Source organism: Trichococcus ilyis, from assembly GCF_900109135.1.
In the GTDB taxonomy this organism is placed as follows: Bacteria; Bacillota; Bacilli; order Lactobacillales; family Aerococcaceae; genus Trichococcus; species Trichococcus ilyis.
In genome coordinates, this window is the sequence record NZ_FNYT01000026.1 from 1 (window position 1) to 16,445 (window position 16,445).

Here is a 16,445-nt window from a genome sequence, read left to right on the forward strand (position 1 = left end):
GTGGACACCCTTGTCTTTCGCTAACAGTTCCTACTGCAAAGCCTGTAGTGGACTTTCACCACCAAGTTATCACCCATGCCGGGCGCACAAAAAAACCACTGCCCGACACACGGAGCAGTGGTTTTCTTTCTATTTGATATTCAGTCAGGCTTTGTTGCCTTCCTTGCGGCGTTTCGCGAATTCGGCAGTCGCGGTGAAGAGGACGTCCGTCGATGAATTGAGGGCAGTCTCGAAGGAATCCTGCAGGACGCCGATGATGAAACCGACCCCGACGATTTGCATGGACACATCATTCGGGATGCCGAACAGACTGGCCGCCAGCGGGATAAGCAGCAGGGACCCACCAGCAACACCCGATGCCCCACAAGCGCTGATCGCTGCCAGGACGCTGAGGATGAACGCTGTCGCGAAATCCACTTGGATGCCCAAGGTGTTTACCGCCGCCAGGGTAAGGACGGAAATCGTTACCGCCGCCCCGGCCATATTGATGGTCGCACCAAGCGGGATCGATACGGAATAAGTATCCCGATCCAGCCCCAAGTCATCACACAGCGTCATGTTCACGGGGATGTTCGCAGCGGAGCTTCTTGTGAAGAAAGCTGTGATGCCGCTCTCCCTCAAGCATCTGAAGACGAGCGGGAATGGATTGGAACGGATATAGATGTAGACGATGATCGGGTTGACGACCAAAGCGACGAACAGCATGCAGCCGATCAAAACTGCGAGCAGTTTGCCATAGCTCAACAGAACGCCGATTCCGCTTGTCGCGATGACATCGAACACAAGCCCCATGATACCTAAAGGAGCGAAAGCAATGACAATCCTGACCATTTCCGTCAGTGCATCAGAAACATTGGACAGCATCAGTTTGGTTGAAGCCGCGGCATTCTTCAGCGTAAAGCCCAGCATGAGGGCCCATGACAAGATGCCGATATAATTGGCATTGTAGAGCGCTTTGACCGGATTGTCCACGACGTTCAGCAGCAAGGCCTTCAGGACTTCCACAACGCCGCCTGGAGCGGCGACATCTTCGGCTCCGGCGCCCAACGTCAAAGTAACCGGGAACAGGAAACTCGCGATGACGGCTACAAGTGCCGCCAAGAAAGTCCCCATGAGATAGAGCACGATGACCGATTTCATGTTCGTCTCCTGGCCTTTTTTGTGCTGTGAAATGGCCGATGAAACCAAGAAAAAGACCAGCATCGGCGCGATTGCTTTCAGGGCACCGACAAACAAGGTGCCAAAGATTGTGACCGGCTTAGCCGCGTTCGGTGCAAGGAGCGCAAGGATAATGCCGACAATGAGGCCGATAATGATACGTTTGACAAGGCTCAGCTTGTACCAGTTATTCAATAGTTTATACAATTCAAATTCCTCCTGATATATACAAAAGTGACAAATAGATGAGTGCACAGAATTTCATTTTACCATAATTTAATCTATTCAGGGACAAAACCTTTCCATTTCCGGTTTAGAAATAAGGCGACACATCTAAAAGAGCCCTCTTGCCAAAGCTGTATCGGCCTTTTTTGAACTTTTTGAAAAATCCTCTTTCCCGATTCCCCAAAAAGCGTTATAATATCATTTATGGAGAATTACTCAAGTCCGGCTGAAGAGGACGCACTCGAAATGCGTTAGGTGTCGAAAGGCGCGCGGGGGTTCGAATCCCCCATTCTCCTTAAAAGCTCTAACTATTGTCCGAAAAACGGTCGGCATTCCTAATTGGGATGCCGACCGTTTTTTTGCTGTACGCCGTTTGTGTTTCATTAGCTGTTGACTTGGAGTCCACTTCAAGTGTTAGTCTGATAAAAAATGGATCGCTTCCGTTCCCCAGACTCATTCCGAAAGAAGGTACCGCAATGGCAAAAACAATGAAATTGCAGCTTGACGGCATCGCCTATACAGCCACGCTCCAAGAAAATACGGTCACGGACATGCTTGTTTTGCAAGGACCGATCGAGCTGCTCCTGAAAAGATATGCCGGGCAGGAATATTACGCCCCCCTGCCGAATCCATTGCCTATTTCGGGCATGCCTACGACAACGACTGTCCATGCGGGCGGTCTCTATTGCTATGAAGGTTTCGGCGTCTTGTCCATTCCTTTCCAGGATGTGCCGGTGCATCCCTACGAGGCTATGCACCTCGGCGACATAAATGAGGATATCCTCTCCCATCTGGCGAATGCGGGCAATGCCATCAGCGCCAGACTCGAAATCGTTGTTGCCTGAAAGCAATGATCCCCTTCCCGCAGTTAAGATTGGAACCCACACATGCAAATGAAAGAGCGCACTGAAATCAGCCTATCTGATTTACAGTGCGCTCTTTTTTGGCCTTCTATCTTCAATAGGCTGTTCAAGGCGGAAGTCGTCTGTAGTCTTATAAGACTATAAGGCGGGGGATTCGTGATGTCCATGGAATAATATAATCTCATTCGAAAATAAAGCGTCACCTCACGTAAGTACTGCGTGTTGGTCTGCTTATTTTTCACGGAACTTGCAAGCTCTGCATGACCTAAATATGATATGAAAAAAACCATCGTATCTCTTTTGTTTGCATTCGTGTTGTTCTTCGGAGCGCAAGCGAATGTTGCTGCAGCAACTGAAAATGATATCATTAAAACTTTGGTGGCTACTAGCTTACCAGCCAATTATGTGCAGCAAGCAAAAAATTATTTGAAGTCCAATGATGTGACTGCTGAAGAAGCAGACCAGATCATTGCCCACATCAATAATGCACAGGTTGTCGTGAACGCACGCGGCGCGAAAAGCATGAACCAGCTTACTAAAGCTGATAAACAAGCCATCTTGGCTGAGCTTACTGCAACTGCTGCCGTATTGGATATCACCATTTCAGTGACTTCAAAAGAAGTCGTTTTCAGTGATGCAAATGGCACTGTTGTTGCCATTTTCCCAACAAAGGGAAATGGCATCAAATAGACTGGAGCAAATAAGCTCTACTTGGCAGGTGGAATCTCCTTGCTGGTAGCCGCAGCTGGAGCAGCTGTTGTTGCTAAAAAAAGATTTCAATTTGCAGTGGAAGCTTAAGCGTACGTCGCTCAGTTTGCATATGCTGTTGTAAAAAACACCCTTGGATAGTCGGAGGCCCATCATGGACCTCCGCTGTGCAGGGGTGTTTTTTTGTGCGTTTCGAGTCCAGTCCAGGGGGCACGGCTCCGCCCAGTCAGAACAGCTCCGCAGAAAAATCCCGGTAAGCTGCCTTCACTTCCGCATAGAGATCCGGGTAGGCTTCGCTCAACGATGACAGGATCCCGATCGCCAGCTGGGAGCTGTTGATCGTCTGGATCTTATGGATGCGGATGTAGGAAATCTCGGCATTCAGGCTCAGTTTCGGATAGCGTTCCTTTTCAACCTTGATGTCATAGGCGAGATCGATGTTCTGCGCGGTCGAAACTTTCGAAATCGGAAAGGCCGTGAAGTCGCAAGGCAAAGTATCGTACTCCGCGCCGACGATCAGGAACGGGCGCGATTTGAAGGCGATTTTGTCCGTTTCCAAATCATGGTAGGCGAAGCGGGTCTTCACGATGGCTCCGATGTAGGCTTGCGTCTCGTTCATGGTTTCAGCACCTCCCCTTCGAATTCCTCCAGTTCGTCCAGATAAACATCAAACACTGTGTCATAGAGCCGCACTTTTTTCGCGTCTTCGCGGATGTCCCCTAGTTCCAGCAAATTTGGTCCGGCAGCTGCCGGTGCAAGCCCCGTTCTGCTCTTGCGCCAGGAAGTTTCGCGGCGCGCCGACTCGGACAAATACCAGCCTTCGTACTGTCCGTAGGCAAAGACGGTGCGGTCCAGTATGAACTGTTCGCGCTCCGTCAACTTTTTCATTTCCAACGGTTCGAACGGATCATAGTCTTCCTCGAAGAAGAAATGCAGTTCCGGAAGCACCGGCCCCTCTTCCCATCCTTCGAAGTTTTCCTCGAACAACGGCTCTCCGACCAGCGCCAGACATTCGCGTTGCGCAAAATAGAGCAGCATCTGCAGCTTCAGTTCATTGTCGCCGAACCGGGCTGCCGTATGGTTTTCATAGGAATAGACCAGATAGTTCGCCAGCTGTTTCAGCTTCGGCATAACGATTTCCCCTTTCAGGAGCTTCCTTTTTTTTCCGGCGCCTCATTGTTCATTTTGCAAAATATTCTTGCCAAACATCCGCCAGAAAGGCGCCCGCATCGGTCCGGATGGCCAGCTGGAACGACAGCGACTGCGGCACGGGTGTCCGGTTCAGCAACACGGCGTAAGGCCCTTTGAAATAGTGAACGAAGCTCGCGGCGGGATAGACGGCCAACGAGGTGCCGATGACGACCAGCATGTCAGCTGCGCCGATCGCTGCGGCCGCGCGCTCCATCGTTTGCTCGTCCAGCATCTCGCCGTAGAGCACGATATCGGGGCGCACCACCCTGCCTTGGGGATCGCGTTGGATGCCTTGCGCATCCATCCTTATTTCGGCAGCATAGGCGGGTTCGGCCGTGTCGAATGTTCGCCATCTCGTCCCGTTTCCGTGGAGCTCGATGACATCGCTACTGCCGGCGGACTGATGGAGATTGTCGATGTTCTGCGTGACGATGGTGACTTCCTTTCCGGTCTGTTCGAGCGCCGCAAAGAATCGGTGCGCGGCATTCGGGAGCGCCTGCGAAAAATCAAAATGCTCCGCATAATTGCGGAAAAAAAGTTTGGGGTACATCTCCAGGAAACCGATGCTGAGTGTTTCTTCGCCGCTGAAATGACGGCCGCTCAGCCTGTCGAACAATCCACCCGCCGAACGGAAATCCGGGATGCCGCTTTCCGTGCTGATGCCCGCCCCCGTGAAGGCGACGATGCGCTGCGAATGGCGGATCATGTCCGCGAAACGTTCTTTGTCGTTGTCGTTCATGCTTGAGCCTCCTTTCGTTTCTGGTTCTTGCTGCTTTTATTATAGCTTTCGGGAAGGGTTAGCGGGTACTATTTCGCATTGCATGCAGCAACGGCGGTGGGTTTGATTGGTGCGGCGTTGGGGTCCAGATAACAGCTTGGCCTCTCGGCTGTTAGGCACCCGTCTCCGGCCCAATAGCCGACGCCTCCATTCTGACGTTCGGCGTCCCTCTTCTTATTGGCCGATATATTTTTACAAAAGCGTCCATTCCCATCCAAACAGCGTTTTCATCCGTTTGCATGAACCGATGCTGCGCCTGTTCTCCTTGATTTATCCGGTGAACATAATTAATATATATAGTGCGAGGAACAAACTAACAACACAACATCTAGTGTTTCCCCATAAATGAAGGAGTGATTATTGTGGATGCCATCAAGACCACATTTAAAGCAGGATTCGAAAAATTGAACAAGGACATCGAGCGGTTCCCGCAAGTGTTTCCGATCACGGAGGATATGCATGTCACCTATGAGGGCGTTTCCCGCCTCGTCATGCTGGACCGCTACTCCTACAAGGATGCCACCAAGGAAACCCTCTCCGAAGGAGATCTCGTGATTCTGACGGTGAAAGAGGACCCGAAATATCCGGCTCGCGGTACCGGCACCGTCCTTTCCATCAACCACAAAGATCAGACTGTCCGCATCAAGGTTTCCGAGGAGTACCAGCACAACATCGACGATTTTGAGGTCGAGGAAGGCGGCATCGTGACGCGCCGGATCCTGACACTGGACAAACCCCTGGAGCTTTTCTACGAACAGATCGCGATGCGCAATGCCCATGGTCTGGCCGAGGTCGAAATCACGCCGGAACTGCGCCAGGAAGCTTTCCTGAAATTCTACGAAGAACAAAGAGCCTTGAACTTCATCCCGGCCGGGCGCGTGCTCTACGGCGCAGGATCCGGTACCGATGTGACTTACTTCAACTGTTACGTCATGCCTTTCGTGCCCGACTCGCGCGGCGGCATATCCGACCACCGCAAGAAAGTCATGGAAATCATGAGCCGCGGCGGCGGCGTCGGTTCGAACGGTTCGACGCTGCGTCCGCGCCACACAATCGTGAAAGGCGTCAACGGCCGCTCTTCCGGTTCCGTTTCCTGGATGGACGACATCGCCAAGCTGACGCATCTGGTCGAACAGGGCGGATCCCGCCGCGGCGCGCAGATGATCATGCTGGCCGACTGGCATCCGGACATCTTCGAATTCATCATTTCGAAGATGCAGAATCCGCGCATCCTCCGCTACATCATCGAAAATTTCGAGGATGAACAGATCCGCATGCTGGCGAAGGAAAAACTGCATTTCACGCCGTTCTCGCCGAAAGACATCAACATGTACACCGGCATCGTCAACTACAAGCACATCCCGGGACACGGCGGCTTCGATGCCTCGGTCATCCATGAAGCCGAGAAAAAACTGCGCGACGGCGGCACCTACACCGTCAACAATCCCGAATTCCTGACCGGCGCCAATATTTCCGTCTGCATCACCGACGACTTCATGGATGCCGTGATGCGGGGCGAAGAATATGCGCTGCGCTTCCCGGATGTCGAGCATTACGACGCCGAAGCGATGGCGCATTACGACGCCGAATGGACCAACTGCGGCGATGTCCGCGATTGGGAAGCTGCCGGCAATGCCGTGCGCACCTATCGGACCGTCAAGGCGCGCGAATTGTGGCGCTTGATCAATGTCTGCGCCACTTATGCGGCCGAACCGGGCATCTTCTTCATCGACAACGCCAACAAAATGACGAACGCGGTCGCCTACGGTCAGAAGGTCGTGGCCACCAACCCTTGCGGCGAGCAACCGTTGGCAGCCTATTCCGTCTGCAATCTGGCCGCAGTCAACTTGGCCGAGATGGTCAACAAGGACCTGCAGATGGTCGATTTCGCCAAACTGGAACAGACCGTCCGCACCGGCATCCACATGCAGGACAACGTCATCGACTCCACCCCTTACTTCCTGGAGGAGAACAAAAAACAAGCGCTCGGCGAACGCCGGATCGGACTTGGGATCATGGGCTTGGCTGATATGCTGATCTATTGCGGCGTGCGCTACGGTTCGCTGGCAAGCCTGCAGCTGATCGATCAAGTCTTCGAAACGATCGCCGTGGCGGCCTACGAAGAGAGCATCGAACTGGCGAAGACGCGCGGCAGCTTCCCGTTCCTGATCGGCAAGACCGGGAAAGAAACGCAAATCCTGCGCGAACGTTTCATCAACACCGGCTACATGAAAAAAATGCCGGAGCATATCCGCGAAGGTGTCCTGAAGTACGGCATCCGCAACTCGCACCTGCTGACTGTCGCACCCACCGGATCGACGGGCACGATGGCCGGCGTTTCGACCGGGTTGGAGCCCTACTTCTCGTTCACTTATTACCGCAGCGGCCGTCTCGGCAAATTCATCGAGGTGAAGGCGGAAATCGTCCAGGAATATCTGGACCGCCATCCGGAAGCAGATCCAGAAAACTTGCCGGATTACTTTGTGGCGGCCATGACGCTTTCGCCTGAAGAACATGTCGATGTGCAGACGACGATCCAGCGCTGGGTCGACAGTTCGATCTCGAAAACGGTGAACGCACCGAAAGGCTACACCGTCGACCAGGTCGAGAAGATCTATGAGCGCCTTTATCTGGGCGGAGCCAAGGGCGGCACCGTCTACGTCGACGGCAGCCGTGATTCGCAGGTGCTGACGCTGAAAGCCGAGGAGAACGTCTGGGACGAGGAAGCCAAGCTCGAGGAAGAGAAAGAGCACGTCAAGATCAACAAGGACAAAACCTTCCTGGTCGACTCGATCGCCACTCTCGAAGCGACCGACGTCACAATCGGCAATGAGATCGGCGACACCTGCCCGATCTGCCGTCAAGGTACGGTCGAAGATCTGGGCGGCTGCAACACCTGCACCAACTGCGGCGCGCAGCTGAAATGCGGATTGTAATTGAAGACAGCGAAGAAGGGCCGGCACATTTGATGTGCACGGCCCTTCTTTTGGTGTTGCTGGCATTCAGCTTGTCTTTTGTGGTTGCTTTCGGATTGCGGTTGTCCGATTAGTGCGAGGAATCGGACAACCCCTATGCATTCTTAGCGCTGCTTGTCCGATTCTTCCGGTTTTCCTGCTTCCAGCAGCACGCTGTCGCGGAAGGCAAAAAAGGCCACGACCATCAGCAGTACGCCGGAAACGGCCATCAGGATCTCGATCGCCATCCGGTCCGCCAGCGGTCCGAAAATCAGCATCCCCAACGGCATCATCGAGCTCGCGACCATGCTCTGGACGCCGAAAACGCGGCCAAGAAAGTCCTCCTCGACCTTCTCCTGCAAGAGCGTCATGCTCGGGGCGTTGAGCAACGGGATAAAGAGCCCGACGATCGCCATCAGGAAAAGATAGATCCAGAAGTCGGGAATGACACCCATTCCGAACGTGCACAGGCCCATGACCGCGATCGCCGCCGCGATGGAATGAATCCGGTTCTTGAAGCCGCCCCAGGACGCGATCCAGAGCCCCCCGCCGATCATGCCGATGGAAAAAGCGATCTCGATCGCCGTCAAGCGCCAAACTTCATCGCCGAAAGAACGAGCCACCTGCAAAGGCGACAGGAATGACACCGGAGCCGCCATGAAGAAGGCGAGCGAAAAATAGAGGAACAGCCTTTTGATGAAGGCATGATTTTGGATGTAGCGGAAACCGAGTCTCATGTCCTGCAGATAAGCGCTGACCTGTTCCTGGCTGGCCTTTTCGTGCGTCGGCACCTGCAGCAGCAACACCAAGATGGCGATCGCCAACGCCGCCGTCACGATATCGATCAGAAAAATGCCCTCCATCGGTGCGAATTGATAAAGCGCACCGCTGATCATCGGCGACACCAGCATCACGACTGCCTGGATGCTGCCGTTGAGCCCGTTGATGCGGGTCAGTTCCTTTTCCGGTACAATCTGCGGCAGGATGGCCCCCACCGCCGGCATCTGGATGCCGGCACCGAATGCGCGGATGGCCGAAGTCGCCAACAGGATCCAGATCGAGCGCCGCCCCGCCAGGAACAGCAGGAACAGCACCAAGGTCGAGAGTGCGGTGATGCCATCGGAAAGGACAATCAGGCGCTTGCGGTTGTACCGGTCAGCCCATACCCCGGCGAACGGCGAGATGAAGAAAGTCGGCAGAAAACCGAAAAGCGTCGAGAGCGTCATGATGAAGCCGGATTTGGTTTCGAGGGTCAGATACCAGAAAATCGCGTATTGGACGAGCGACGAGCCGAACAGGGAAATCGTCTGGCTGCCCAAAAAGAGCGCAGTTTGACGCTGCCATTTTTCATATCTCATCTTCTTGATCATCATTTTTCACTTCCTTGTTGTGGGAACGGCCACTCCACTGCCTTCCGAAGCAAGCATTCGGCCCTCTCCCCGAATCAAATAACTGAACGTACGTTTCCATCCATGGTATACTATTCACGACAAAAAGTAAAAGGATTGGAACTTATGAGCAGAGAAGAAATCAACCAAAAACTGGCGCTGTTGCCCGACTTGCCCGGCTGCTACATCATGCGGGACAAGGATGACGAAATCATCTACATCGGCAAGGCCAAAAATCTGAAAAACCGCGTGAAATCGTACTTCCACAGCAAGCACGAAGGCAAGACGCAGCTGCTGGTCGCGGACATCGAGCGCTTCGAAACGATCGTCACCAAAACGGACAAGGAATCGCTGCTGCTGGAGATCAACCTGATCAAGCGTTACCAGCCGAAATACAACATCAAGCTGAAGCAAGGGACGATGTATCCCTATCTGAAGGTCACGAACGAAAAGGATCCGCAGCTCATCATCACTTCGACGGTCGAGGATGACGGCGGCATCTATTTCGGACCCTATCCGCACGTCTTCGCGGCTTCGGAGACGCAGGAATTCATCCAGAAGATCTACCCGCTGCGCAAGTGCGCCAAAAATTCCAAGCGCGCCTGCCTTTATTATCATATGGGCCAATGCATCGGCTGCTGCGACCACGAGGTTTCGAAAGAGGAATACGATGCCCAGATCAAACGCATCGCCGCTTTCCTGAACGGCGAAGTCAGGGAAATCAAGAAGGATCTGCGCGAAAAAATGCACCGCGCCGCCGACAGCCTGAATTTCGAACAGGCCGCCGATTACCGCGACCAGATCAGCTACATCGAAGCGACCGTCGAGAAGCAGACGGTCATGTCGCGGGACTACACGAACCGCGACGTCTTCGCCTTCCATATGGACAAAGGCTGGCTGTCGATCCAGGTCTTCCTGCTGCGCCAGTCCTCGATCATCAAACGCGAGGCCGCCCTTTTCCCTTGCTACGACACACCGGAAGAGGAGCTGGCTTCCTTCATCATGCAGTTCTATCAGGATCAAAACCACATCCTGCCGAAGGAGATCCTTGTGCCGAAAGGCGTCGACACGGAACTGCTGCAGGAAGCTTTGGGGACGAAAGTGCACACCCCTGTCCGCGGCAGCAAACGCAGCATCCTCGAACTTGCGATCACGAACAGCGAGCTGGCGCTGACGGAAAAGTTCATGCTGATCGAGCGCGACAACCGCAAGACGGTCGGCGCCATCCAGGAGCTTTCCGAAGCGCTCGGCATCGAATACCTGGAAATCATCGAGTCGTTCGACCATTCGAACATCCAGGGGACCAACCCGGTCTCGGCGATGGTCGTCTACAAGGACGGCAAGTCGGAACGCAAAAACTACCGGAAATACAAAGTCAAGACGGTCGAAGGCAGCAATGAATTCGCGACGACGCAGGAAGTCATCCGCCGCCGCTACAGCCGTTTGCTGCGCGAAGGCCGCGCCATGCCTGACCTGATCCTGATGGACGGCGGCAAAGTCCAGGTCCGCGCCGCCAAGGAAGTGCTCGAGGATGAACTCGGCCTGGACATCCCGGTGGCGGGCATGGTCAAGGACACGAAGCACAAAACGTCCTCGCTCATATTCGGCGAAAAGGATGAAATCGTGGAACTGGATCCGAACAGCCAGGCTTTCCATCTTGTCCAGCGGATCCAGGAAGAAGTCCACCGCTTCGCGATCACCTTCCACCGCCAAGTGCGCGCAAAGAACAGCATCGCATCGCAATTGGACCAGATCGAAGGGGTCGGACCGAAAACGCGCACGAAGATCCTGAAGCATTTCAAAACGATGAAGAACATCCGCGAAGCCAGCTGCGAAGACATCAAAGCGCTGGGCATCCCGGAAAAGACCGCGCTGCTGATCAAGGAGGAGCTCGGGGAACTGAACGACTGAGCTTTTGCTTCGGCGGCCGCGGCGCTGAAATTTTCCAAAAGGCCGAACTGTGCTATACTGTAGAGTAGTCCACGGAATATCCCGTGATAGAACTTGCGCTGGAGGAGGCGTTTATTATGAAAATATTTACCGATAGTGCTTGTGATCTGTCCTATACCTATCTGCAGGAGAACGATGTGGAAGTATTCCCGTTGACCACTTTGCTGGATACCGGCGAGTACGAAGACATGATCGAAATCCAAGCCGACAAAGTCTATGAAATGATCGGACGCGGCGGCCACCCGAAAACGAGCCAAGTTTCCTTGGAAAAATTCCTTACCGGTTTCCGCAAAGCGGCCGAAGCCGGCGAAGCTGGCATTTACCTTTCCCTTTCCGCCAAGCTTTCCGGCACTTATCAAGCCGCCTTTCTGGCCTATCAGCAACTGAAGGAAGAGTTCCCTGACTTCGATCTGCGGCTCGTTGATTCAATGAGCGCTTCCGTCGGTGAAGGATTGTCCGTCGTCGAGGCGATCGAAATGCGCGATGCCGGCTTCACTCTGGATGAGATCGAAGCGCGGGTGCGTTTCACGGCAGCCAACGTCGTGTCCCTGTTTACGGTCAAGGATCTGAATTACCTGGCAGATGGCGGGCGGCTTTCGAAATCCAGCGCCTTTTTCGGCGGGCTTCTGAATATCCAGCCTTTGTTGGAAGTCATCAACGGCGAGTTGGTGCCCGTGGAAAAACTGCGCGGACGCAAAAAGGTCATGAACCGGATGTACGAGCGCTTGCGCGATGAAGCGGACATGATCCAGGAACAGAACGTCTTCCTGTGCCACAGCGACGATGCGGAAGCGATCGAGGAAATGCGCCAGTATATCGAAGAAAATTTCCATCCGCGCCGCATCTACGTGAACACAATCGGCGCCACAATCAGCTCGCATACCGGGCTAGGGACGCTGGGCTTGTTCTTCCTGAAGAAATACGAATGATAGTTTATGTCTTTATGCAAAAAAGCGGCCGTCTCGAAAAAATGAGACGGTCGCTTTTTTGTTGCCGCTTGGGCGTATTTCAAATGGAAACACCGATAAGATCAGAGGGTTTATCGGTGGCGGCGGCCTCAACTCCCGGGAACGGATGCTTCGCCGGAGTTCAGCCCACATTCCGCTGGCGTGCTCCGATAAAGGAGGCTTCACCGGAGCTGAGGCCGCAGGTTACCGGTTTGCTCCGGCAGGCGCAGCCTTCGCCGGAGCAAAGGGCCGATTCCGGCCGGCCCATTGTTTGGGCTACCTGTTGATGAACGTGCTGAGGATCCGGACGAAGATCGGCATCAGAAAGATGACCGTGAAGATCCGGACGAGATGGATCGAGGATACGACAATCGTGTCCGCTTCGAAGGCTGCCGCCAGGATGGTCATATCCGTCAATCCTCCCGGTGATGTCCCCAAAAAGGCGGTGATCAGATCGATGCCCGTAACCTTGTGCAGGACATACCCGATCACCATGCCCACCGTCAACAGCAGGAATACGGAACCGATCGCAGGCAGGAAAACTTGCTTGATTTCCGCCAAGCTGCTCTTCGTGAAGTTCATGCCGATCGTCCCGCCGATGATGATCTGGCCGACGATCTTCAGATTGGCCGGCATATAGCCCATCTGCGAAAAATAATTGTAGATCGCAACTGCGACCAGCGAACCGATCATCCCTCCGGCTGGAATGCGGAAACGGATCCCGGCCCAGCCTCCGATGAATGCCACGAGCAACGTACCCAACAATTTCCCAATATTCATATCCTCACGCTCTCCCTCATGTCAACTTAATACTCTCTTCTCATTTTCGGCTTTCCGCCGAAATAGTCAAGTTCATTTGAGCATAAAAAAAGGAACCCCGTGTTCTTTCGGTGTTCCTTTGCAACTTTTCTTATCATTCGTATTTCTTTTTCTTGGGCGGCGGGAATGGCAGGATGACGCCCTGACCCTGGCCTTGCCCGTTCGGCTGCGCCTGGAAAAAAGTGCGTTTCAGCACAATCGTGATTTTCGGCCGTTCCATCTCGACTGTCGGCGATTCGAGGACGGCATAAAGCCGTTCTTCGGCATCGATCAGTTTGGCCAGCACCGGATTCTCCGACCGCGGCACATAGCCCAGCATGTAGCCGGCTTGGGTCGCAACGGCGATGGCGTTCGGATCGTAGGCATTATCGGCCTCGCGGACAAGCTGCAGCAGATCCCCCGCTTTCAGGAAATCAGCGACCCCGCCCAGCTCATGGAACTGCGTGCCGGCGATGTAGGTGTGCAGCAATTCCTTGTCCGTATGGGCATAGCTCAACGGGGGGTGCTTCACTTTCAGATAGCGGCTTTCCTTTTGGTCCTTCCCATCTTCAGGCAGCAACAGTCGTTCGATTTGCCGTTTCAGCTTGATGTTCGGTTCCTTTTGGAGCGCAATCCGGAGTTCGCGTTCCACCTGGCCGGACCATTTTTTCTTGTGCAGCTGCAGCACTTGGGCTGCTCTCTTGCGCACGCCGGCATGGCGGTAATGGATGCCGCGGATGCACCAGGCTTCATTGTACTTGCGTTTTTCGCTCATCACTTCGAAAAGCCGCAGCACCCATTCGTCGGCCCGCATCAGATCGGTTACGCTCGGATTGACCGGCTCCTCCGTTTCCAGCGGGAGTGTGAACAGATCCGGATTCAGGATGGCTTCCAGATATTCGCAGACATCGTCGAAGTAGAGTTCCGGGTTGATTTTCAGGAAAAAGTCGAGCATATTGAAGCCCAGCGGTTGCCGGCTCAGCACTTCCATGAAGGCGGAAAAATCGGGATGCATGTTCAGATAGACGAGCACTTTCATGATCAGATTATCCGATTCCTGAGGGGCAGAAATTTCCTGATAGACGATGTGGCGCCATTTTGGTTGGTGCAGGAAGCTCTCCACTTTATGCACCAGCTTTTCGTAGCGCGCGATGCGGGTATCCCACATCGTTTTGGTGCGGCGGTATCTCGTTTCATTTTGACTGATGAAGTCGTAATCCTGTTGCCAATACTCGACTGTCTGATACCAAACGCTGACGAGCGCGCCCAGATCGATGAAGCTTGATGCATAATCGCGCTTGTCGATGAACTTGTACAGGAAGTCCAGTTGGGCATCGATGGTCAGGCTATCGTTGTTGTAATCCGCGTAGCAGATCAGGTAAGCGAAATCCGTGAAATTGGCTGCCGTGATTTCCGTCTTCTTGAAGTAGGCGCGCATATCGGTTTTCTGGATGCAGAGGTTTGCGTAGATATTGGCAAGGAAATCGCTCTTGATGCCTTCATGCAGCAGCCAGTGCTGCTGTTCCCAAGTGACCGGCTTCAGCAGGAAAAGCGCCGCCAGTTTTCCGTATCCGACCGTGTGCTTGGCCAACTCAAAAATGAAATTGTTCTGCAAAGGAAAAACGTACTGGATGCTCTCGAGCACATACAGGGTGTAGTCGCTGTGATAGCCGAGTGTGCGCATAATCTGTTTGGTCGTGTCGTACGGGAAGAAGCCCAAAAGGATGATGCCCAATTTCACCTGTTCCGGATTGGAGCCGCTGCGGGCCAACCGCATCCCCAAGTGATAAAGCCGCTCCCTTGCGGCTGATTCCGCTTCCAAAGTGATGCGCACCCTTTCGCGCAATTCGATGAAATAGCTGCAGATCGGATACTGCTCCAGGAAATGGCGCAGGACCGGATCGGTCAGAACAGTGTCATCCTTGTTGACGAGGTCCTTCAGGATGCCGCAGCATTCCTTCGCCAAGTCCTCCTTGCGCCAAAAAGGGATCCCTTCGGATGCGAGCACATACAGCACGTCTTTTTGCCCGGCCGTCCGCTCATCCTGGAACCGGTATGGCAAACCAGGCTGTTCTTCGCGCAGCCGGCTGATCGTTTCGAAAATGCTCTGCTTATTCTCCAAATGGCACCCCTTCTTTCCTGTTCGCTAAAAGGCTTTCTTTCCTTCAATCTTACCATATATTATGGGGTGTCACTATGTTCATTTAAAAAATAATTAAATTTACCTGAGCGAAATGCATAAAAAAACTCCCTATTCAAAAGGGAGTTCAGGTTTGCTGTACAATTTATCAAAGCGCTGCCGTGTAAACGGCTTGGGCATCCACGGCAGTGAAGTCGCCGCGTTCGGAAATGTTCTCTTTTTTGTGGCGGACAAGTGCTTCCACCAAACCCGGAATGACAGTTTCATCCAGTCCGACATCAGCCAAGCGGATCGGCGCATCCAAACTTGCGAAGAAGTCTTCGGTCTTTTTGATCGCCAGATCGATTTTTCCTTCATCAGTCAGATCGGAACCGCTGCGGATATCCCATACGCGTTCCGCATACTGCAGCAATTTGTCCCATTTCTGCTGCTTGCGGACTTTCATCATCGCCGGCAGCACGATCGACAGCGTGCGCGCATGGTCGATCCCGAACGCCAGCGTCATTTCGTGGCCCAGTGCATGCGTCGCCCAATCCTGCGGCACACCCGGGGAAATGAAGCGGTTCAGCGCATTCGTGGCCGTCCACATGAAGTTGGCGCGGGTGGCATAGTCGTGGTTATCCTCATCGACAACGTCCGGGCCGATTTCGATTAGCGTCTGCAGCAAGCCTTCTGCCCAACGGTCCTGCACTTTCGCATCGATCGGATAGGTCAGGTAAGCTTCCATCACATGCACGAAAGAATCGATGACGCCATTGGCCAGTTGGCGTTTCGGCAGGCTGTAAGTCAGTTCCGGTTCCAGAACGGAGAATTGTGGATAAGTATGCGGGCTGGCGAAGCCGATCTTCGCCTGTTTTTCCACAAAAGTCACGACCGCGTTGTTGTTCATTTCCGATGCCGTGGCCGGCAAAGTCAAGACGGTACCGAAAGGCAAAGCCCGCGTGACCGGCAGGCCCTTGCCGACGCCGCTGCCGAACATATCGACCGGTTCGCCCTCGAACACCGCCGCAGCCGCGACAAATTTCACGCCGTCGATGACGCTGCCGCCGCCGACCGCCAACAGATAGTCGTAGCCTTCCGCTTTGATTTTGTCGACTGCCTGAATCAACGTTTCATAGGTGGGATTGGCTTCGATGCCGCCGAATTCGGCCCAGTCACGGTTGCCCAAGGCTTCGGCGACGCGGTCAAAGGTGCCGAATTTCTTCACGCTGCCGCCGCCGTACAAAATCAATACTTTCGCATCCTGCGGGATCAGCGCATCGATGCGTTTGATCTGGTCTTTGCCGAAAACTATTTTGGTCGGATTTTGAAACTCAAAATTGCGGATTCCATTTTCCAATCTCAT

Annotated in this window: 13 protein-coding genes and 1 tRNA gene; 6 read left to right on the top strand and 8 right to left on the bottom strand. The window is 53.8% G+C overall.

The features are described 5' to 3' along the window. Window positions 1–144 precede the first annotated feature (144 nt). Complete coding sequence (gene sstT / locus BMX58_RS11285; RefSeq protein ID WP_068624423.1) at window positions 145–1,365, bottom strand: serine/threonine transporter SstT; 1,221 nt, start codon at window positions 1,363–1,365, stop codon at window positions 145–147. A gap of 224 nt (window positions 1,366–1,589) precedes the next feature. Here sstT and BMX58_RS11290 point away from each other — a divergent pair. The 3 genes from BMX58_RS11290 to BMX58_RS11300 all read left to right on the top strand — a co-directional run bounded on the left by BMX58_RS11290 (window position 1,590) and on the right by BMX58_RS11300 (window position 2,936). Beyond that, a tRNA-Ser gene (locus tag BMX58_RS11290) sits at window positions 1,590–1,679 on the top strand. A gap of 180 nt (window positions 1,680–1,859) precedes the next feature. Further along, window positions 1,860–2,228, top strand: a complete 369-nt coding sequence (locus BMX58_RS11295; RefSeq protein ID WP_068624425.1) for a cyclophilin-like fold protein — start codon at window positions 1,860–1,862, stop codon at window positions 2,226–2,228. 294 nt (window positions 2,229–2,522) lie between these two features. Continuing rightward, a complete protein-coding gene (locus BMX58_RS11300; protein WP_068624427.1) occupies window positions 2,523–2,936 on the top strand; it encodes a hypothetical protein in 414 nt (137 codons plus the stop codon). A gap of 244 nt (window positions 2,937–3,180) precedes the next feature. On the opposite strand, the gene BMX58_RS11305 is transcribed toward BMX58_RS11300, so the two are convergent. From BMX58_RS11305 to BMX58_RS11315, 3 genes are read right to left on the bottom strand one after another with little or no spacing between them, the layout of a single operon-like run. Beyond that, window positions 3,181–3,573 (bottom strand): type II toxin-antitoxin system PemK/MazF family toxin, encoded by a 393-nt coding sequence (locus BMX58_RS11305; RefSeq protein WP_068624429.1) that lies wholly within the window; start codon window positions 3,571–3,573, stop codon window positions 3,181–3,183. Continuing rightward, window positions 3,570–4,085, bottom strand: coding sequence for a Panacea domain-containing protein (locus tag BMX58_RS11310; RefSeq protein ID WP_068624430.1), 516 nt, complete (start codon window positions 4,083–4,085; stop codon window positions 3,570–3,572). Before BMX58_RS11310 ends, BMX58_RS11305 begins: the two co-directional genes overlap by 4 nt. Window positions 4,086–4,134: 49 nt before the next feature. Further along, a complete protein-coding gene (locus BMX58_RS11315; RefSeq protein ID WP_068624432.1) occupies window positions 4,135–4,884 on the bottom strand; it encodes an NAD-dependent protein deacylase in 750 nt (249 codons plus the stop codon). A gap of 398 nt (window positions 4,885–5,282) precedes the next feature. Between BMX58_RS11315 and BMX58_RS11320 the strand changes: the two genes are divergently transcribed. Further along, window positions 5,283–7,859 carry a vitamin B12-dependent ribonucleotide reductase gene (locus tag BMX58_RS11320; RefSeq protein WP_068624479.1) on the top strand — a complete coding sequence of 859 codons (2,577 nt, stop codon included), beginning with the start codon at window positions 5,283–5,285 and terminating at the stop codon, window positions 7,857–7,859. Window positions 7,860–8,002: 143 nt separating this feature from the next. Here BMX58_RS11320 and BMX58_RS11325 read toward each other — a convergent pair whose 3' ends face one another. Next, window positions 8,003–9,250 carry an MFS transporter gene (locus tag BMX58_RS11325; RefSeq protein ID WP_204243807.1) on the bottom strand — a complete coding sequence of 416 codons (1,248 nt, stop codon included), beginning with the start codon at window positions 9,248–9,250 and terminating at the stop codon, window positions 8,003–8,005. A gap of 141 nt (window positions 9,251–9,391) precedes the next feature. On the opposite strand from BMX58_RS11325, the gene uvrC reads away from it, so the two are divergent. Both uvrC and BMX58_RS11335 read left to right on the top strand, forming a co-directional pair. Next, on the top strand, window positions 9,392–11,176 hold the full coding sequence (uvrC, locus tag BMX58_RS11330; RefSeq protein ID WP_068624434.1) for an excinuclease ABC subunit UvrC: 1,785 nt from the start codon (window positions 9,392–9,394) through the stop codon (window positions 11,174–11,176). 116 nt (window positions 11,177–11,292) lie between these two features. Further along, window positions 11,293–12,144 carry a DegV family protein gene (locus tag BMX58_RS11335; protein WP_068624436.1) on the top strand — a complete coding sequence of 284 codons (852 nt, stop codon included), beginning with the start codon at window positions 11,293–11,295 and terminating at the stop codon, window positions 12,142–12,144. A gap of 294 nt (window positions 12,145–12,438) precedes the next feature. Here the strand turns inward: BMX58_RS11335 and BMX58_RS11345 are convergent, their stop codons facing one another. From BMX58_RS11345 to BMX58_RS11355, 3 genes are all read right to left on the bottom strand, one after another. Then, entirely contained in the window at window positions 12,439–12,942 is a 504-nt protein-coding gene (locus BMX58_RS11345; RefSeq protein WP_084254010.1) for an AbrB family transcriptional regulator, read from the bottom strand. A 133-nt stretch (window positions 12,943–13,075) separates the two neighbouring features. Further along, window positions 13,076–15,082, bottom strand: a complete 2,007-nt coding sequence (locus BMX58_RS11350; protein ID WP_068624440.1) for an HIRAN domain-containing protein — start codon at window positions 15,080–15,082, stop codon at window positions 13,076–13,078. A 166-nt stretch (window positions 15,083–15,248) separates the two neighbouring features. Continuing rightward, a complete protein-coding gene (locus tag BMX58_RS11355) occupies window positions 15,249–16,439 on the bottom strand; it encodes an iron-containing alcohol dehydrogenase (protein ID WP_068624485.1) in 1,191 nt (396 codons plus the stop codon). Between the last annotated feature and the right edge of the window lie 6 nt (window positions 16,440–16,445).